Annotated in this window: 15 protein-coding genes; 5 read left to right on the top strand and 10 right to left on the bottom strand. The window is 71.5% G+C overall.

Annotated features, from left to right (window positions below):
• The first annotated feature begins 1 nt into the window (after position 1).
• The gene (locus IEZ25_RS06695) at positions 2-451 is read left to right on the top strand and encodes a metallopeptidase family protein (protein ID WP_318152080.1); all 450 of its coding nucleotides are present in this window, start codon (positions 2-4) and stop codon (positions 449-451) included.
• Positions 452-456: 5 nt separating this feature from the next.
• On the opposite strand, the gene IEZ25_RS06690 is transcribed toward IEZ25_RS06695, so the two are convergent.
• The 3 genes from IEZ25_RS06690 to IEZ25_RS06680 form a co-directional block, all read right to left on the bottom strand.
• Entirely contained in the window at positions 457-1848 is a 1392-nt protein-coding gene (locus IEZ25_RS06690) for a DUF5719 family protein (RefSeq protein ID WP_191198609.1), read from the bottom strand.
• Positions 1841-4792 (bottom strand): glycosyltransferase, encoded by a 2952-nt coding sequence (locus IEZ25_RS06685; RefSeq protein WP_191198608.1) that lies wholly within the window; start codon positions 4790-4792, stop codon positions 1841-1843. The genes IEZ25_RS06690 and IEZ25_RS06685 overlap by 8 nt, the downstream gene beginning before the upstream one ends.
• Before the next feature lie 62 nt (positions 4793-4854).
• Complete coding sequence (locus IEZ25_RS06680; RefSeq protein WP_056605988.1) at positions 4855-5112, bottom strand: WhiB family transcriptional regulator; 258 nt, start codon at positions 5110-5112, stop codon at positions 4855-4857.
• 146 nt (positions 5113-5258) lie between these two features.
• On the opposite strand from IEZ25_RS06680, the gene cofD reads away from it, so the two are divergent.
• Genes cofD through IEZ25_RS06660 form a run of 4 tightly spaced genes read left to right on the top strand, consistent with a single transcriptional unit; the run spans position 5259 to position 8772 of the window.
• A complete protein-coding gene (cofD, locus tag IEZ25_RS06675; RefSeq protein WP_191198607.1) occupies positions 5259-6287 on the top strand; it encodes a 2-phospho-L-lactate transferase in 1029 nt (342 codons plus the stop codon).
• Complete coding sequence (cofE, locus tag IEZ25_RS06670; RefSeq protein WP_191198606.1) at positions 6284-7231, top strand: coenzyme F420-0:L-glutamate ligase; 948 nt, start codon at positions 6284-6286, stop codon at positions 7229-7231. Before cofD ends, cofE begins: the two co-directional genes overlap by 4 nt.
• Positions 7232-7290: 59 nt before the next feature.
• Positions 7291-8028 carry a DUF3105 domain-containing protein gene (locus IEZ25_RS06665; RefSeq protein ID WP_191198605.1) on the top strand — a complete coding sequence of 246 codons (738 nt, stop codon included), beginning with the start codon at positions 7291-7293 and terminating at the stop codon, positions 8026-8028.
• A gap of 18 nt (positions 8029-8046) precedes the next feature.
• Positions 8047-8772, top strand: a complete 726-nt coding sequence (locus IEZ25_RS06660; RefSeq protein ID WP_191198604.1) for a TIGR03089 family protein — start codon at positions 8047-8049, stop codon at positions 8770-8772.
• 22 nt (positions 8773-8794) lie between these two features.
• On the opposite strand, the gene IEZ25_RS06655 is transcribed toward IEZ25_RS06660, so the two are convergent.
• The 7 genes from IEZ25_RS06655 to IEZ25_RS06625 all read right to left on the bottom strand — a co-directional run bounded on the left by IEZ25_RS06655 (position 8795) and on the right by IEZ25_RS06625 (position 18773).
• Positions 8795-11560 carry an FG-GAP-like repeat-containing protein gene (locus IEZ25_RS06655; RefSeq protein ID WP_191198603.1) on the bottom strand — a complete coding sequence of 922 codons (2766 nt, stop codon included), beginning with the start codon at positions 11558-11560 and terminating at the stop codon, positions 8795-8797.
• Positions 11561-11905: 345 nt separating this feature from the next.
• Positions 11906-12712, bottom strand: coding sequence for an ABC transporter ATP-binding protein (locus IEZ25_RS06650; protein WP_191198602.1), 807 nt, complete (start codon positions 12710-12712; stop codon positions 11906-11908).
• Positions 12712-13680 carry an ABC transporter permease gene (locus tag IEZ25_RS06645; protein ID WP_318152079.1) on the bottom strand — a complete coding sequence of 323 codons (969 nt, stop codon included), beginning with the start codon at positions 13678-13680 and terminating at the stop codon, positions 12712-12714. The genes IEZ25_RS06650 and IEZ25_RS06645 overlap by 1 nt, the downstream gene beginning before the upstream one ends.
• Positions 13677-15698: a glycosyltransferase gene (locus IEZ25_RS06640; protein ID WP_191198601.1), complete on the bottom strand. Its 2022-nt coding sequence runs from the start codon at positions 15696-15698 to the stop codon at positions 13677-13679. Before IEZ25_RS06640 ends, IEZ25_RS06645 begins: the two co-directional genes overlap by 4 nt.
• Positions 15695-16903 (bottom strand): UDP-galactopyranose mutase, encoded by a 1209-nt coding sequence (gene glf, locus IEZ25_RS06635; RefSeq protein ID WP_191198600.1) that lies wholly within the window; start codon positions 16901-16903, stop codon positions 15695-15697. The genes IEZ25_RS06640 and glf overlap by 4 nt, the downstream gene beginning before the upstream one ends.
• Before the next feature lie 35 nt (positions 16904-16938).
• Positions 16939-17847, bottom strand: coding sequence for a glycosyltransferase family 2 protein (locus IEZ25_RS06630; RefSeq protein WP_191198599.1), 909 nt, complete (start codon positions 17845-17847; stop codon positions 16939-16941).
• On the bottom strand, positions 17844-18773 hold the full coding sequence (locus IEZ25_RS06625) for a glycosyltransferase family 2 protein (protein ID WP_318152078.1): 930 nt from the start codon (positions 18771-18773) through the stop codon (positions 17844-17846). The genes IEZ25_RS06630 and IEZ25_RS06625 overlap by 4 nt, the downstream gene beginning before the upstream one ends.
• Positions 18774-18776: the final 3 nt, after the last annotated feature.

Here is an 18776-nt window from a genome sequence, read left to right as displayed (position 1 = left end):
CGTGGAAGAAGGCGTGGACGACGGGCCGGAGCGCACGAGGCGCAGGACCCGCGACCGGCGAGGTCGTGGCATGCGCGGCCCGGGGGTCGTCCCCGCCCGGCCCGGCACGCCGGCGCTGCGCACGGCGCGGCAGCGGTTCGACCAGCTCGTGCTGGACGTGGTCACCCCGCTCGACGAGCGCTGGCAGCGCCACCTCGGGCTCGTCGAGTACGCCGTCGAGGACGCGCCGATGCTGCCCGACGACTGGGGCGACGAGACCGTCCCCCTCTCCTCGCTGGTGCGCGGCAAGGGCCAGGAGCCGACGCGCCTGGTGCTCTTCCGGCGCCCGATCGAGCACCGCGCGACCGGGCGCGACGAGCTCGAGGCGATGGTCCACACGGTCGTCGTCGAGCAGATCGCCGAGCTGCTCAACCTCACTCCCGGCCAGGTCGACGAGCGCTACCTGGACTGAGCGACCTACCGCTGGGCCGGGCGCACGTCGGGCACCTGGCTGGTGGTCTCCAGCTGCTCGAGCGGGAGCGTCGACAGCCCACCGCCGCTCGCCTCGACCGAGACCACCGCGGTCGAGCGCTCCAGTCGCACCAGCGCCAGGACCGCAGCGTCGGGCAGGTTCACCGGTCGCGCGGTTCCGGGGTCGATCTCCACGCGCCGCTCGCGCACCACCTCCTCGCCCTCGGCGTCCCAGGCCTGGAGCACGAGCACGCCGGGCGCACTCATCCCCGTGACGACCAGGCGCTTCGGCCCACCGGGGAGCGCCGTGCCTGTCTGCGACTCCACCGTGGATCCCGCGGCCGCGAGCGCCAGGTCGGCGGGGGTGCGGATCCGCAGGCTCGCGGTCACCGGCCCCGTGGCCTCGAGCCGCAGTGCCTGCACGCCCCGTGCGGTGCGGCCGCGCAGCACGCCACCGAGGTCCACCTCGCTGACCGAGGCCGGGGGGAGGGTGACCTCCTCGAGCCCGGACGGCGCGAACTCGCTGTCGCCGCTCACCAGCTTGATCTCGACCCGCTCCTCGCTGTCGCCGGGGTTGGCGAGCGTCAGGGTGCGCTGGGCGGGGGCACTGCCGACGCCGACGACGTACGACGTCGTCGCGGGCGCGGCCTGCCCCGGCAGCCACTCGCGCACCGGCCGGGCCCGGCCGACCGGATCGACCACGTCGACCACGCTGGAGGCGAGGCGGCCGCGCGAGACCGCGACGCGGACCGCGAGCGCGTCACGGTTGGGCGCGACCGCGGACAGGTCGAAGGACGTCGAGCCGCCACCGGGCACGCGGACGCCGCGGAGCGCCGGCACGTCGACCAGCCCGCTGCCGTCCCACACCGTCACGTCGGCGACGGCCGGCCCGCGGTCGGGGTTGACGAGCGTCAGGGTCGAGGCGTGCTCGGCCGAGGCGCCGAGCCCGGTGAACCAGCGCTCGGGAGCGGGTTCGGCACAGCCGATGGCCGATCCGGCGCCGGACCGGATGGCGACCAGCCCCGGCGCGAGCTCACCGGTGCCGTTGACCACGACCGGGGCGCGCTCGGTGCGGGCCGCGACGCCGCCGGTCAGCGTCTCGGTCTCCTCGTCCCGCCCGACCCGGAGCGCGAGCTCGCCGGACCCGAGGCCGGTGTTGCCGATGCGCAGCGCCTCGGCTCCGGGGAGGCGGGGCGGGCACACCGCGGTGACCCGGTCGAGGGCAGCGTCCGAGGCGGCGAACGACGTCGGGGGCGTGGCGGCCGGCCGGACGAGGGCCAGCGCGGCCACGGTCAGCAGCGGGATCACCACCGCCAGCACCGTCACCGCGGACGGGCGGCGGCCGGCGGCCTGCGCGACGCGGCGGCGGCCGCCGGTCGGAGGCGTGGGCTCAGTCATCGACACGGTCCTCCCTGCGGGCCCGCACGGTCGGAGCGGCCAGGACGAGCGCGAGCAGGATCGCCAGTCCCTGGACCACCAGCAGCGCCGAGCGCCACCACGAGGTGGGCCCGTCGAGCGCCGAGGCGTCCAGTGGCCGGTCCACGTGCCAGGCGCGGGTGCTCCGATCCTCGGCGCTGGCCTGCTCCAGGCCCGCGGTCGCGTCGAGGAGCGAGGAGATCCTGCCGTCGGCGGGCGAGCTGAGCACGACGTACTCGATGCCGCGCGAGCCGAGCGCCGCGACGACTCCCGGGGTGGGGGCGGACACCAGCGTGCGCACCTCGGCCTCGAGCTGCGGATCCTCGTCGGCCAGCGTGAGGATCTCGTCCTCGCCGACGGTGGTGCCGTCGTCGCGCCGGATGCGGTAGGTGATGCCGTCGTCGACCGACCCGTCGAGCACGAGGACGCCGTGCTCCGGACCGAGCAGCGAGCTCTGCTGCATGTAGACCGGCACCGTCTGCTCGGCGTCGCGGGCCAGCGCGTTGTCGGGCGTGGTGAGCCACCAGCCCAGCCCGCCCAGCGGCACCACCGCCGCGACGACGGCGAGGGTGGCCGCGAGCCCGCGCTGCCAGGCCGGGTGGTGCTCGTCGAGGCGGCGCAGGTAGGCGTCGGCACCGAGCACGACCGCGACGACGGCGGTGCCCTGGAGGATCACCACGAAGAGGCCGAGGCTGGGGCGGGTGGCGACGGCCGGCAGGTCGAGGGTCACCTGCGAGAGCACCCCGGAGACCACCGCGGCAGCGAGCGCGACGAGCCAGCAGATGACGACCGGGATGCGGGTGCGGCGCGGGACGAGGGCGGCGACGGCCAGCAGCCCGAGGACCACCCCGAGCCACCACGGGGCACCGAGGTCGTTGAGGCGGCCGGTGACCAGGCCGTCGAAGGTGACCCGGTCGACGGTGAGCCGCCCGGCCTCGAGCAGCAGCCCCGACGCCGAGCCGGTGGTGATCAGCGGGAGCAGCCAGGGAGCCAGCAGGACGGGGGTGGCAGCGACCGCGACCACCGGAGGTCCCCAGCTGTCGCGCTCGCGGAGCAGCCGGGGGGCGATGACGGCCGCTCCGCCCAGCACCACGGCGGTGGCCAGGAGCGCGAACAGCCAGAACCCCGGCACGAACGCCGCTCCCAGCGCGACCAGCAGCGCGGTGCGCCAGGCGGCGCGCCAGCGGCGGTCGCGGTCGGGGTCGACGAAGCCGAGTGCCGCGTGGGCGGCCCACGGGAGCAGGCTCGCGACGGCGACGGTGCCGAAGCGTCCTTCCGCCCAGGCCCCGGAGGTGACCGGCACGAGGGCGTACGTCAGCGCGCCCCACACGACCAGCCAGCGCGGCAGGCCGAGCGGGTCGACGAGGTGCCCGACGACCTTCAGCAGCCGCCACGCACCCCAGGCCGCGACCGGCACCGCGAGCAGCATCAGGCCGGAGACGACCGCCCCGGTGTGTCCGAGCAGCACCGTCGCAGCGATCGCGAACGGCAGCACGTAGGCCGGGGCGGGCACGTCGGTGCCGGTGCCGAGCGGGTGCCACGTCGAGGTGTGCAGCCGCCACCAGTCCCCCGCCGCGGACGGGACGGGGGAGAGCGCTCCACCGGTGATCGAGCCGACTGCCTCGCGGCCCGCGACCAGGGCGAGCACGCCGAAGAGCACCAGGGCCACGGCGACCGGGTTGGTGAAGAAGCGCGCGACGAGGCCGGTGTCGGTGAGGTAGGCGTCCTCGTCGTCCTCCCCCGACGAGCCGGAGGACGACGACGCGGTGGCCCGGCGCTGCTCGCGCACGGCCGGTCCGCCCTCGGCGACCTTGGCGATCCGGCGCCGTTCGGCGACGTCGGCGGCCTGGCTGGTCGCGGCGGAGGCGAGGTCGGTGACGAAGTCGAGGCCGTGGCGGTAGGGCAGCCACCGCGGCGCCAGCAGGCGGCGTACGTCGCTGGGCTCCCCCTCCCGGCGTCGCGCGCGCTCGCGGCGCGCGGCGAGCACCTGACCGGGTCGCCCGTGCACCGACAGCACCGCGGCGAGCTCGTCGAGCGCCTCGCCCACCGACCGCACGGCGAGGAAGCCGAGCACCCGCAGCAGGGAGCCGAGGAACAGCCGGACGTACTGCCAGGCGAAGCCGCGCGAGGACACGTTGGCGAGCGAGGTGAACAGCGCGGCCCGACGCTCCTGGTAGTGCGTGTGGCGCCCGGTCAGCGGCGTGCGTCGGATGCCGCGGTGCGCGGCCTCCGCGTGGAAGACGACCGACTTCGGCACGACCATGGTGCGGTGCCCGGCCAGCGCGGCGCGCCAGCCGAAGTCGATGTCGTTGCCGAAGATCGGCAGCTCGTCGTCGAGGCCGCCGAGCGACTCCAGCACCTCGCGCTTGACGAGCATGCCCGCGGTGTTGACCGCCAGCACCTCGCGTACGGCGTCGTGCTGGCCCTGGTCGTACTCGCCCCGCTCCAGGCCGGTCTCGCGACGCCCGGTGCCGGAGATGGTGAGCCCGACCTCGAGGAGCCGGCGCAGCGAGGGCCACTCGCGCAGCTTGGGTCCGAGGATCGCGGCGTCGGGGTCACCCTCCGCGGCGGCCAGGAGCTCGAGCAGCGCGTCGGGATCCGGGTTGCTGTCGTCGTGCAGCAGCCAGATCCACTCGGGGTCCTCCCCCGGTCCCGCGCCCGGCTCGACGACCGGGGCGAGGCCGAGGCCGTGGCGCACGGCGGCGGGATAGCTGGTGGATCCGGGCACGACGTCGACCACGAGGCGCGAGTCGCCGAACCCCGCGCCCGCGAGGGCCGCGCGGACCAGCTCGACGCTGTCGTCGCGGCTGGTGGTGTCGACCGCCACGACGCGATCGACCGGGAGGGTCTGCCCGGTCAGGCCTGCGAGAACTGCTGGCAGCCACCGCGCCCCGTCATGACTGACGAGAAGCGCTGTGACGGTCACCGGAGCACCTTAGCGAGGCGCCCCACGCCGTCACGAAGCGGCAGGAGACGAGCTCGGAGGGGCTAGACGGCCCGCTTCTTCAGCTTGCGGCGCTCACGCTCGGAGAGGCCTCCCCAGATGCCGAAGCGCTCGTCGTTCATCAACGCGTACTCGAGGCAGTCGTCGCGCACCTCGCACGTCAGGCAGACCTTCTTGGCCTCCCGGGTGGAGCCGCCCTTCTCGGGGAAGAACGCCTCCGGGTCGGTCTGCGCGCACAGCGCGCGGTCCTGCCACCCGAACTCCTCGCCTTCAGGTTCGAGGAGAAACAGTTCTGCTCTCATGGCTGACGCCCCTTCATCGACCCTGGTCGTGATGCTGCGACCCTTGCTCCAGAACTTAACGACACTGTGGGAATTACATGCCTGTCGTACGCGTGAAGTCAAGCCCGGATCTGATATGGCCATTCCCCTTCGGGCAGGCTGTTCCCATGCCATCATCTGCACCCACGCTCCGCCGTATCACCGTCCTGTCCGGCGGTGTCGGCGGGGCGCGATTCGTCCAGGGACTCCTCCACGGCCTCCGCACGGGGGTGGTGCCGGGCGGGTCCGCCGCGACCGAGGTCACCGTGATCGCCAACACCGCCGACGACTGGTGGATCCACGGCCTCAAGGTGTGTCCCGACCTCGACACCGTGATGTACACCCTCGGCGACGGCATCGACGTCGAGCGCGGGTGGGGGCGTCGCGAGGAGACCTGGAGCGCGAAGACCGAGCTCGAGGCCTACGGCGTGGAGCCGACGTGGTTCGGCCTCGGTGACCGTGACATCGCCACCCACCTCGTGCGCACGCAGATGCTGGAGGCCGGCTTCTCCCTCTCGCAGGTGACCGAGGCGCTGTGCCGTCGCTGGCAGCCCGGCGTGCGGCTGCTGCCGATGACCGACGACCGCGTCGAGACCCACATCGCGATCGCCGATCCCGAGGCCCCCAGCGGGCGCCGGGTCGTGCACTTCCAGGAGTACTGGGTACGGCTGCGCGCGGAGGTGCCGGCCGAGACGGTCCTCGTCGTCGGCCAGGACGCCGCGACGCCGGCCCCGGGCGTGCTGGAGGCGCTCGGCGAGACCGACCTCGTGGTGCTGCCGCCGTCGAACCCGGTCGTCTCGGTCGGGACCATCCTCGGCGTGCCGGGCGTCCGTGACGCGCTCCACGCCACCCCGGCCCCGGTCGTGGGGGTCTCGCCCATCGTCGGCGGCTCCCACGTGCACGGCATGGCGCGGCAGCTGCTCACGAGCATCGGCGTCGAGGTCAGCGCTGCCGGCGTCGGCGCGCACTACGGCGCGCGCTCGGGCGGCGGGGTCCTCGACGCCTGGCTGGTCGACGAGGGTGACGCCGACCAGGTCTCCCGGCTCGAGGAGACCGGGCTGCGAGCGAGGGCGGTGCCGCTGATGATGACCGACCACGACGCGACCGCGGCGATGGCCGCCGCCGCGGTGGAGCTCGTCTCGGGAGCCACCGCGTGAGCCGTCCGACGACGGGCCGCCTCGAGGTCTGGGCGCCCGACGGGGTTCCCGAGGTGCGCGCGGGCGACGACCTCGCGGCTCTCGTGCTCGCCGCGTGCGACTCCGACGGCGGGCTGGTCGACGGCGACGTCGTGTGCGTGACCAGCAAGGTGGTCAGCAAGGCCGAGGGCCGCACCCGGGTCGGAGACCGCGACGCGGCCGTCGACGAGGAGTCCGTGCGCGTCGTGGCCCGCCGCGGCCCGACGCGGATCGTGCGCCACCGGCTCGGCCTCACCATGGCCGCCGCCGGTGTCGACGCGTCCAACGTCGAGGCCGGCTCCATCGTGCTGCTCCCCCTCGACCCCGACGCGTCGGCGCGACTCCTGCGCCAGGAGGTCCACCAGCGCGTCGGTGTCAACGTCGGTGTCATCGTCACCGACACCGCGGGCCGCGCCTGGCGCGAGGGCCAGACCGACATCGCCATCGGCGCGGCCGGTCTGCTCGTGGCCGAGGACTTCGCCGGGCGGACCGACCCCTACGGCAACCCCCTCGCCGTGACGCTCCCGGCCGTCGCCGACGAGCTCGCCGGCGCGGCCGAGCTGGCGCAGGGCAAGCTCGCCGGCCGCCCCGTCGCCGTCGTCCGCGGGCGGGGCGACCTCGTGCTGACGCCGGGTGACGACGGGCCGGGCGCGGTGTCGCTGGTGCGGCCCGAGGGCGGCGACCTGTTCGGCTGGGGCGCCCGCGAGGCCGTCGTACGCGCCCTGGTCGGCGCCGCGGCGGACCAGCTCCCGTTCGGCTCGCCCGTCGCGCTCGACGACCTCCGCGACGCCGTCGGCCGGCTGCCAGACGGCGCCGACCGCACCGCCGTCGCCGCCGTCTGCTTCGCCCACGGGTGGCACGTGGAGGACTGGCTCGCGCACGCTCTCGCGGGCAGCGAGTGCGACGGATCACCGCGGACTACGTAGACTCTGCCCGCGCAGTCCCCGACCAGGCACCATCGACCGACCGAGAGACACCGAGCACCGTGGCCAAGAAGCCGAAGAGCGACCGCCAGGCGGTCATCGACTCCATCCGCTCCCAGCAGTCCAAGCGCGAGAGCCGCCGTGGTCTGGCGATCGTGGGCGTGTGCGTCGCCATCGCCGTCCTGATCATCGGCGCCGCGGCGTTCAAGCCGGTCAAGGACCGGCTGGCCCTGCGCTCCTACGCCTCGCAGTCGCTGAGCGAGATCGGCGCGAAGGCCTCGGTCTGCCAGAAGGTCGAGACCAAGCCCGCGGAGGGCAACCAGGACCACGTCGAGGTCGGCACCCCGATGACCTACCCGGACTCCCCGCCGGCCTTCGGCCAGCACTGGAACATGTGGGACACGATGGACCGCAAGCTCTACACGACCTCGGACCGTCCCGAGCTCGGCGAGCTCGTCCACAACCTCGAGCACGGTTACACGATCCTCTGGTACGACAAGACGATCCAGGACAGCTCGAGCAAGATGGACACCCTGCGCGGCATCGCCTCGAAGCTCCAGGGCACCACCGACCTGCGCGACAAGTTCAAGGCCGTGCCGTGGACCTCCGAGGACGGCGAGCCGTTCCCCGACGGCCAGCACGTCGCCTTCACGCACTGGTCGGTCGGCGGTGTCGGCGAGACCGACTCCTCCAAGCAGGTCGGCGTCTGGCAGTACTGCTCCGACCTGAGCGGTGCCGCCCTGGACACCTTCATGATCGACTACCCCTACATGGACTCCCCCGAGCCCACCGTCGTCTGACCTGATGACCGGCTCCGAGTGAGCACCTTCGCGGAGGTCCTCGCCGCGCAGCTGCGGCGGGACCCCGGGCGACCGCTGATCACCTTCTACGACCACGCCACGGACGAGCGCGTCGAGCTGTCGGTGACGACGTACGCCAACTGGGTGGCCAAGGCGTCCGGGCTGCTCACCGACGTGGCCGACCTCGAGCGCGGCATGTCGCTGCGCCTCGACCTGCCGCCGCACTGGCTCTCACCGGTCTTCCTCGGCGCCGCCTGGACGGTCGGCCTGCGGGTCACGACCTCCGACGAGCCCGACGCCGTCGTGTGCGGTCCCGACGGGCTCGCGACGTGGGCGCCCCGGGCGGGGCGCCTGCCGGTCCTGGCGTGCAGCCTGCGCCCGCTCGGCGTACGGTTCGCCGATCCGCTGCCCACCGGCGTGCTGGACGTGGGCGTCGAGATCTGGTCGCAGCCCGACGGATTCGCCGCATGGGACCCGCCGAGCGCGAGCGATCCCGCGACCGACGACCTGGCCCAGTCGGATCTCTGGAACCTGCGGGTGCACGACGAGCGGACGGCCGCCGCCGGGAGCTCTCTCACCGACGGCGACCGTCTCCTGTCGGTGGCCGACCCGGCTTCCCCACCAGGAATGGCCACCTTCACCGAGCCCCTCGGACGAGGCGGCTCGATGGTCCTTGTCCGCAATCCCGACCCGGCTCGCCTCGACGGCGTCTTCGACGCCGAACGGGCGACGGCCCGGGCCTGATCGCGGTCCTCTCGACCCGCGCCTACCCGGCGAGGTCGTAGGCCCCCAGTCCCTCACCCAGCAGGCGCGGGCTCGACACACCGGACTTGCGCCCGGAGTAGACGTACGCCGCTCCGCTGGCGCGGTCACGCACGATGTAGTCCGCCTGGCCCTTGAGCGTCACCGGCTGGACCTCCAGCACCCAGTCGAAGCCGGACGTGTCGGACGGCAGGCCGGCCCGGGCCGGGACGACACCGCCCTTGACGGGCGTGGCCGCCGCGAAGCCGGAGCCGTTGCCGGGCCACACCATGAGGGCGCCGCCCACGGGGGTGCCGACGAGATCGGGGAGACCGTCGCCGGTGACGTCCCCCACCGCCGCGAGACCGGTGATCGAGGCCCACCCGGTGCCGATGAGCGTCGGGGCGGCGAACGTGCCCGTGCCGTTGCCGGCGTAGAGGTAGAGCTCGCCGGCGGGGTTGCGGGCGAGCACGTCGCCGAAGCCGTCCCGGTTGACGTCACCCGCGTTGAGCAGGAGGTCCATGCCGGCGAAGGAGACGCCGGTGTCGATGGGCGCGCCGAGCTCGAACGTGTCGCGGTTGGCCACGACCACGAGCTGCTTGCCCGACACGCCGATCAGGTCGGCACCCGGGCCACCGGCGAGGTTCACGCCGCCGGTCAGCCAGCCCATCGTCTTGAGGTTCGCGACCGGGCCGAGCGCCGCACCCCAGGTGCCGTCGCCGCGACCGGGCAGCATCACCAGCTTGCCCTTGCTGTTGCGCGCGACGAGGTCGGGGTGCCCGTCGCCGTTGAAGTCACCGGCGACGACGCGGTTGATGTTGCTCCACTTGCCCGCCACCCGCTGCGGCGGCGCGAAGCGCCCGGTGCCGTAGCCGGTCTGGAGGTAGAGCCGGTGCTTGGAGCGGAGGAGCAGGTCGACGCGACCGTCCCCGTTGACGTCACCGGCGCCGATGACCTGCTTGTAGGTGCCGTAGCCCTTGCGCGTGACCTTGCGGGAGAAACCGCCCTTGGCGGTCGCGGTGAGGACGACGAGACGTCCCTTGTAGACGGCGACCAGGTCGTTGCGGCCGTCGCCGTTGACGTCACCGACGGCGGCGAAGCGCGAGTAGCCGCGCAGCTTCATCTTGCGGACGGTCTTGCCGAACTTGCCGTTGGCCCTCCCCTCGCGGATCCGCACCGTGCCGGACGCGTCGACCGTCACCAGGTCGGGCCTGCCGTCCCCGGTCAGGTCGGGCGAGACCAGCACCTCGCGGACCTTGTCCCAGCCCTTCTTGCCGATGACCGTGCGCTTCTGGAACGACGTCAGGCCACCGGTCGGGATGACCAGGCCGCGGCCGTCGGACGCGCGCCGCACCACGAGGTCGGGGTAAGGAGAGGCGTCGAGGTTGTTCTGCGGGTTCGGTGCGGTGATCGTCACCGGCGTCGGCGCGGTGACCACGGGCGCGGATCCGGTCGCCTCGACGGCGTACTGGCGGATCAGCGGCAGCTGGGCGTAGAGGTACCTGCCCGGGCACGCGGTCGAGCCGGCGTCGCGGTGACCGTTGATGGCCTGGAAGGTCCCCCGGCCGATCTTCTGCGAGGTGGACGCCGGGTTCACCCCGGACAGCGACAGCTTCCAGGCGAACAGCTGGCCGTAGGCCCGCAGCATCACGTCCGGCGGCTGCACGACGTCGAAGTTGCCGATCGCAGACATCGCGAAGGAGTACTGGTTGTAGTTGAGCGTGTGGGCGCCGACGACGGGCTTGTCGATGCCGCCGTAGCGGCCCTCCCAGATCCGGCCGAACCGGTCGACGAGGAAGTTGTAGCCGATGTCGCTCCAACCGCGGGACTTCACGTGGTAGGCGTAGATGCTGCGGATGATCGCCGGCACCTGCGCCTCGGTGTAGTCGTTGGCGTTGACCGTGTGGTGGACGAAGCCGCCGTTGATCGTGCCGTAGCTGAGCGCGCTCTTGTTGCGGATGCTCTCGTCGGCGCCCCACTGGGCGCGGGAGAAGATCGTGGGCTGGGCGACGGTCTTCCTGGCCGCCCTCGCGTTGGGAAGGGCGCTGGGGACCGCGTGGGTGGTGGCCGACCGCAGGCTGATGCCGTCGCCCTGCTCGGCGTCGTCCTGGCCGTACGCCGCACTCATGGGGTCGTTCGTCCCGGCCTGGTCGGCCGGCGCCTCGGTCTCGCTGGACGTCGCCGAGCCCGGGTCGACGAGGGCGAGGGACAGGTCGTCGGGGAGCGTGGCGCCGCCGGACGTCCTGGCCTCGACCTGCACGTCGTCGACCTCGCCGACGAAGGTCGGCTCGGTGCCGGGGCGCGAGGCCTCGTCCTCGGCGCTGCCCGGGTCCGGCCCGTGCTCGTCGTGGTACTCCAGGTCCTCCCAGTCGCTCCACTCGTCGCCGGTGCGCGTGCGGACGCGGAGGCTGATCTGGTCCTCCTCGAGGTCCTCACCGTGCTGCCACGTCACGCCGATGGCGGAGTAGCCGCTGACGGCCTGCGGGGTGCTCACCACCCGGGCGGCGCTGGCGCGGCCGGCGACCGTACGGCCCAGGAGGCCGGCCGTGCCGCCGGAGGCGCCGGTCAGCGGCACCTCGGTGACGGTCGGCTCCACCGACGAGGTGGGCACGGTGGCCGACATCAGCTCCGCGGGCGCGGCCTGGCCGCTGGTCGAGGGCTGGCGGCCGGTGTGGTCGCCGACGATGTCGAGCGAGACCACTCCCGAGGCGGGGGTGAGCACGACGAGGACGACACCCAGGGCCAGCACCTGCTGGCAGAGGGTGACGAGACGGACCTGAAGAGGGCGCATGAAGATCTCTACTCCTGTGTGGGGGAAGGTCACACAAGGCAGAAGTTCACACCAGTCACACCAGTCACGGAAGAGTTTCTGAGTAACTACAACGCTGTAATTTCCAGCCGACACGCCGTTACACCGGTGTCATTCTTCTCGATCATGGCACGAATCGGGCTGCCGGGCGGTGAGTGAGGCAGGTTTGCGGGCGCGAGAACGTGCCTCACGCACCGCTCCCCCGTGGTCTGCCGCCACCCTGGCGGCACACGACACCCGCGGCGCCCGATCCGATGTCGTACGCCGCCACTCTCGGATCGACATACGTCTGACGACGTCGCCTCCCACGAGGGGCCGCTGCTCGTCTCAGATGTCTGAGGCGAGGGCCTCGTCGCGCGCGTCGACGTCGTCGTCGTCGCCTTCCTCGTCACCGTCGTAGTGGAGGAACCTGATGGCCTCGTCGACGTCGCCGTCGAAGCCGACGCGGCCCTTGTCCAGCACGATCGCGCGGTCGCACATCTTCTTCACCGAGCCGGCGGAGTGGCTGACGTAGAACATCGTGATGCCGGACTCGCGGATCTGCTTCATGCGCTTGAGGCACTTGCGCTTGAAGGGCCGGTCCCCCACGGCCAGGACTTCGTCGGCGATGAAGATGTCGCAGTCGACGTGCACGGCCACGGCGAAGCCGAGGCGGGCGAACTGGCCCGAGGAGTAGTTGCCGACCGGCATGTCGAGCTGGCGACCGACGTCGGCGAAGCCGGCGATGTCGTCGAACTTGGAGTCGATCTCGTCCTTGGTCATGCCGAGCATGGCGGCGTTCATGTAGATGTTGTCGCGGCCGGTGAGCTCGTTGTGGAAGCCGGCGCCGGTGGCGATCAGGCCGGAGATCCGACCCCGGGTGAGCACCTTCCCCTCGTCGGGCAGCATCACGCCGCTGACCAGCTTGAGCAGGGTCGACTTGCCGGAGCCGTTGAGGCCCATCAGGCCGATGGACTCGCCCTGCTTCACCTCGAACGAGACGCCGTCGAGGGCCTTGAAGGTCGCGTCCGGGGCGGGGCGGTCATCGGCCGCGTCCCGCTTGCGACGGTCGGGGCGCAGCACCTGCTTGAGGGTGCGGTTGTACTGGTAGCGGAAGGTCTTGGAGACGTTGTCCACCACGATCGAGGTCGTCATCAGAGGCGCTCCGTGATCGACTTCTCGAGCCGGGCGAAGACCCACTGTCCGACGACGAGCAGGACCAGACCGACGGCGAGCATGATGAAGCCACGCGTGTAGAGGTGGTCGGCGAACTCCGGCGCGGGGATCGTGCCGCCCCCGTCGGGGTTCGGCATCATGGCGCAGGGACCATCGCACGTGGGATACCAGAAGCCGCGTTGGATGAGCTGCACGGCCTCCGCGACCGGGTTGGAGACGTAGAGCTCGTGCCAGATCCCACCGCCGAAGCGGTCGTAGCTGATCCAGTAGGGGTACATCATCGGGGCAGTGAACGGGACCATGTTGATGAAGGTCTGCACGATCCGCTGGAAGTCGCGGAACAGCACGTTGATGCACGAGAACATCAGCCCGAACGCGGTGCCGTAGACCATCATCAGGACGAACCCGAGCAGCGCGGCGCCCATGCCGACCGCATCGGGGACCCACAGCGGACCGTCACCGAAGAACCCGACGGCGAGGCACGCCGCGACGAGGATGATCAGCTGTGGGATCGCGTGCCACAGCGAGACCAGCATCGAGGCCACGGGGAACATCTCCCGTGGCAGTGCCATCTTGGTGATGACGCCCTTGTTGGAGAGCAGCGACCGGGTGCCGGAGGTGACCGACTCGGTGAAGTAGTTGACCAGCACCATGCCCGCGAAGAGGTGGATCGCGAAGTTCTGGATCCCCATGCCGCGCCCGAGCAGCAGGCCGAAGACGACATAGAACGTGAGGAACCGGGTGAACGGGTTGATGTAGGACCACAGCAGCCCGAAGGCCGTGCCGGCGTAGCGGGCCTGGATCTCGCGACGCACCAGGAGACGCAGCAGGTAGCGACGGCGGAACACCTCGAGCACGCCGGAGGTGCGCGAGGGCGGGGAGAGCGGGACGTGCGCCAGGTCGTGGCGCACCTCGACCGACGGCGCCTCAGCGCCGGTCTGGCTCACGCACCCTCACCTTCATCACCGTCCCGGTAGGGGGCGAACGTCTTCTCCCACGCCTCCGGCGAGGTGATCTCGCCCAGGGCGTCGCGGTACTGCTGCGCCAGCTGCGGCCACTCGCGGTGGAAGCGCCGGTGGATGTCGATCGTGCGCTTGAGCAGGTCGCGGTAGTGGGCCGGGTCGCGCTTGTAGAGGGCGACCGAGGTGCCGTCGTTCATCGAGACGACCGCCGAGTCGTACTTCACGAGGTTGAACCAGGCCGCGTCCATCGCGGTGAGCTCGGTCTCGGGGAAGTCCTGGGCCATCTCGCGCGTCGGGCGCAGCTGACGCAGCGGCGCCAGGGCCGCGGCGACGAGCGTCGCCTTGCGACCGGGGATCTCGATGTCGGACTTGCCCTTCTTGGGCGGCTTCTTGCGCCGCACCGGGGGCAGCTCGTCGCGGTCGGTGTGCAGCTGGGCGTCGGACCACTGCTTGCGGAACGTGTTGATGTCGGCCAGCTTCGTGCCCAGCTCGCCGTGTAGTGCGTGCGGGCCGCGCAGCACGTCCTCCATCGCGAGGTGGCGCAGCTCGGCGGTGGAGTACTGCAGCGACGCGAGGTGCTTGACCTGGTGGTTGAGGCTCTCGCGCACCATCCGGCCGCCACGCTCGTAGGGCGAGTGCAGCAGGGCCGCGATGATGCGGTTGCGGTGGTGGAAGTACGACTGCCAGTCGAGGCCGTCGTTCTTGTCGGTCCACGGCACGTGCCACACCGCGGCGCCCGGGAACGACACCGTCGGGTAGCCGGCCTCCTTGGCGCGCAGCCCGAACTCGGAGTCGTCCCACTTGATGAAGAGGGGCAGCGAGAGCCCGACCTCCTCGAGCACGACCCGCGGGATGACGCACATGAACCAGCCGTTGAAGTCGACGTCCGCGCGCTTGTGCAGCCAGCGCGAGGAGCGCAGGTTGCGCGCGCCGAAGTCCCACTGGGAGTAGCCGTCGAGGCGCGTCTGCCACCAGAAGCGCCACGGCTGGACGATCTCGCCGAAGGAGTGCAGCTCGGCGCGGCTGTAGAGGTTGAACATGTGGCCGCCGACGATGGTCGGGCGCTTGGCCAGGTCGCCGAAGGTGACCGCCCGGATGATGCCCTCGGGCTCGCAGACGACGTCGTCGTCCATCATCATGGCGTACGTCGCGGTGCCCTTGCGCACGCTCTCGAGCTGCCCGCGGGCGTAGCCGCCGGAGCCCCCGAGGTTGCCCTGCGAGATCACGCGCAGCTTGTCGCCCAGCCCGGCCCGGGCCGCGGGGAAGTACTCGCTGTCGGTGACCTTCTCCTTGCCCTGGTCCATCACCATCACGGTGTCGAGGTAGGGCGCGAGCTCCTCGGCGTCGCCGAGCTGACCCAGCAGCTGGGCGCTCATGTCGGGCAGCATCGTGGTGATGCACACGTCGACCGTGCCGTGCTCGGCCCGGTCGGCCGGGACCTGGGCGGTCCACTCGGCGCCCTCGACCGTCGCCCCGTCGTCACCCGCGACGACGTCGTACCAGTACCAGCCGCCGTCGACGAAGGGCTTGAGCGACAGCGTGAAGCTGAAGGTGCCGCTCTCCCCGTCCACCACAGCCGACTCGACGCGTTGGGAGTGACCGCGCGCCATCGACTTGTAGACGGTGACGACCGAGCCGGCGCCGCTCACCGCGACCGTCAGCTCGACCGTGTCCACGATGGTGTGGCGGCGCCAGTAGGACGCGGGGAACGCGTTGAAGTAGGTGCCGAACGACAGCAGCTGCGAGGGCCGGAGCTGCAGCGCGGTGCGCGAGCGGATCTGGTCGGGGTGCAGCTTGCGACCGGTCGAGGTGGACTGGCGGATCGCGGCGTTGTTGAGGTCCTTGGCCGCCTTGTCGCCACCGATCGAGTGCCGGTCGGTGTCGAGCTTGGCCTCCTCGAGGTCGACGTAGAGCGGGAACACGTCGGTGTCGCGGTCGATCGGCATGATCTGCCGCTGGAGCAGCCGGGTGACGGTGCCGGTCGTGGTGGTGGTCGCGCTCATGCGTCGATGCCTCCGGACTTGAGCTCGGCACCCTCGGCGAAGTGGGGCTTGAGCGTGTTGTCGTACATGGACAGTGCCGACCCGATCGCCATGTGCATGTCGAGGTACTTGTAGGTGCCCAGGCGGCCACCGAAGAGGACCATCGGCTCGGCCTTGGCGAGGTCGCGGTACTTGAGCAGCTTGGCGCGGTCGTCAGCGGTGTTCACCGGGTAGTAGGGCTCGTCGCCCTCCTCGGCGAACCGGCTGTACTCGTGCACGATCACGCTCTTGCCGGGCAGGTGGGTCTTCTCGCGCTCGGGGTGGAAGTGCTTGAACTCGATGATCCGGGTGAACGGGACGTCCTGGTCGTTGTAGTTGACCACGCCGGTGCCCTGGAAGTCGCCTGTGTCGACGACGCTCTCCTCGAGGTCGACGGTGCGCCACGAGAGGCGGCCCTCGGAGTTGCCGAAGTACTCGTCGACGGGGCCGGTGTAGACGATCGGGACCTTGCCCTTGAACTCGTCGGCGACCGCGAAGAAGTCGGTCTCGAGGCGGACCTCGATGTTGGGGTGGTCGGCCATCCTGCTCAGCCACGCGGTGTAGCCGTCGGTCGGCAGCCCCTCGTAGGTGTCGCTGAACCAGCCGTTCTGGAACGTGTAGCGCACCGGAAGGCGGGTGATGATGTCCGCGCTCAGCTCGGTGGGGTCGGTCTGCCACTGCTTGGCGGTGTAGCCCTTGATGAACGCCTCGTAGAGCGGGCGGCCGATCAGGCTGATCGCCTTCTCCTCCAGGTTCGTCGCCGAGGCGGTGTCGAACTCGCTGGACTGCTCGGAGATCAGCTCACGGGCCTCGTCGGGCGTGTGGCTACGACCGAAGAACTGGTTGATCAGCGCGAGGTTGAGCGGCAGGGAGTAGACCTGTCCCTGGTACTTGCCGAACACCTTGTGCCGGTAGTCGGTGAACGAGGTGAACCGGTTGGCGTACTCCCAGACCCGCTCGTTGCTGGTGTGGAAGAGGTGGGCGCCGTACTTGTGCACCTCGACCCCGGTCTCGGGGTTCTTCTCGGAGTACGCGTTGCCGCCGAGGTGGTGGCGGCGCTCGAGGATGAGCACGCGCAGGCCGAGCTCCTCGGCGCAGCGCTCGGCGACGGTGAGCCCGAAGAGTCCGGCGCCGACGATGACGAGGTCGGGCAGCTGGACGGCGTCGTGTGATGAGCCCTGGGACAAGGGAAGAACTCCTGAGGTTGAGAGGCTGCTCGAGTCTAGCGAGGGGGCAGTGCCGGATCGGTCAGGCGGCGCATGCCCCGCGCCGCGGCCATGGCGCGGATCACGTTGCGCGCCTCGGCCCGGCCGCCGCGGAGCGGGCTGAGCAGCACCACGACGAGGGTGATCAGCCAGGGCTTGATCCTGACCAGCGCGTTCTCCCCGTGGCGCAGGTGCACCACGAAGAGGTTGCGATACATGTAGTAGCCCTTCCAGCCGGCCAGGTCGTGCTGCTGGTTGAAGTCGAGCTGGCGCACCAGCACCGCGTCGCGCACCGCCCAGATGTGGTGGCCGGCCTCGCGGGCGCGGATGGCGTAGTCGACGTCGTCGTAGAAGATGAAGAAGGACGGGTCGGGGAAGCCGATCTCCTCGACCACCCGGCGGCGCGCCATGAAGCCCTCGAAGGCGACGTTGTGCACCTCGACCAGCGCGGGCATCGACGCGCGGTCGGCGTACGTGCTGTCGACGCTGGCGCGCTTGGGCTTGATCGCGAGCGCGTTGCGCAGGTCGAAGTCGACCGCGGCCTTCTCGACGAGCAGGCCGGCGAGGTCCTCGCGGACCGCGATGAGGCAGTCCTCGTCGACCGCCATCAGGCGCTCGAGGCACTCGGGGGCGGGCACCACGTCGTCGTCCATCAGCCAGACGCGGTCGTAGCCGCCGTCGTACGCCGCTCGCACCCCGAGGTGGAAGCCGCCGGCGCCGCCGAGGTTGCTCTGGGTGGTGGTCACGTGGAGCGGCAGGTCGGTGCGTGCGTCGAGCACCTCGCGGGTGTGGTCGGTGCTGGCGTTGTCGATCACGATCACCGCGTCGGGGGCGTGCGTCTGCGTCGCCAGCCCGTCGAGCATGCCGACGAGCAGGTCGGCGCGGTTGAAGGTCACCACGACGACCGCGACCGTCTCGGGACTCACGACAGGAACCTCCGGTGGCCCTCGAAGTCACCGGCGAGCCCGGCGCGCATCGCACCGACCGAGAGCCGCAGGCGCGACAGGCTGGGGCGGGTGAACGTGTAGAACCACGCGGTCTTCACCACGAAGGCGATCGCGTGGAGCGGGCCGCGGTAGTCGCGGAGGTTCACCAGGTTGTTGCGGGCCATGCAGTAGTGCTTGAGGTCGCTCGGGGAGTCGTTGTAGGTCGTGCGCCCGAACATCATGGGGGTGCCGAGGTTGCCCACGCTGGGGTGCCGCACGGTGGCGGTGACGACGGTGGCGACGCGGGCGCCGGCCTCCTCGGCGCGCAGCCGGTACTCGTGGTCGTCGCCCCAGATGAAGAACTCCTCGCGGGGCAGCCCGATGCGGTCGACGAGCTCCTTGGTGACCAGCACCCCGTTGAAGGGGATGACGATCCCGTCGATGCGACCGCGCCGCGCGGCCCGGCGTACGTCGTCGACGGCGTGCACGACGCGCGTGCCGCCGGGGAGCCTGATCGGGAACACCAGCCGTCCCGGGTCGGCCTCGTCGACCACGAGCGGGCCCCAGAAATCGAGGTGGTCGGTCTCGAGCAGGAGCGCGTCGAGGCAGTCGGGGTCCGGCAGGCCGTCGTCGTCCATGAGCCAGACGAGGTCGGCCTCCTGGTCGATGGCCCAGGCGAGCCCGTCGTGGAAGCCGCCGGCTCCGCCGCGGTTGGTGGTCAGGGTGCGCGAGAGGAGCGGCACCTCCCCGGTGTGCTGGCGCGCGGCCAGCCACTCCCCCGTGCCGTCGCTCGACGCGTTGTCGATGACCAGCACCTCGGCCAGTCCCTCGATCTCCCCGAGCCGGTCGACCAGCTTCTCGAGGAGCCCGAGCCGGTTGTAGGTGACCACGACCGCGACGATGCGAGGCAGCGGTCCGATGGTCACGGC

Source organism: Nocardioides hwasunensis (assembly GCF_014779665.1).
GTDB lineage: Bacteria > Actinomycetota > Actinomycetes > Propionibacteriales > Nocardioidaceae > Nocardioides > Nocardioides hwasunensis.
Note: the sequence above shows the minus strand (reverse complement) of the source record. Positions and strands in the feature narration are given on the sequence as shown.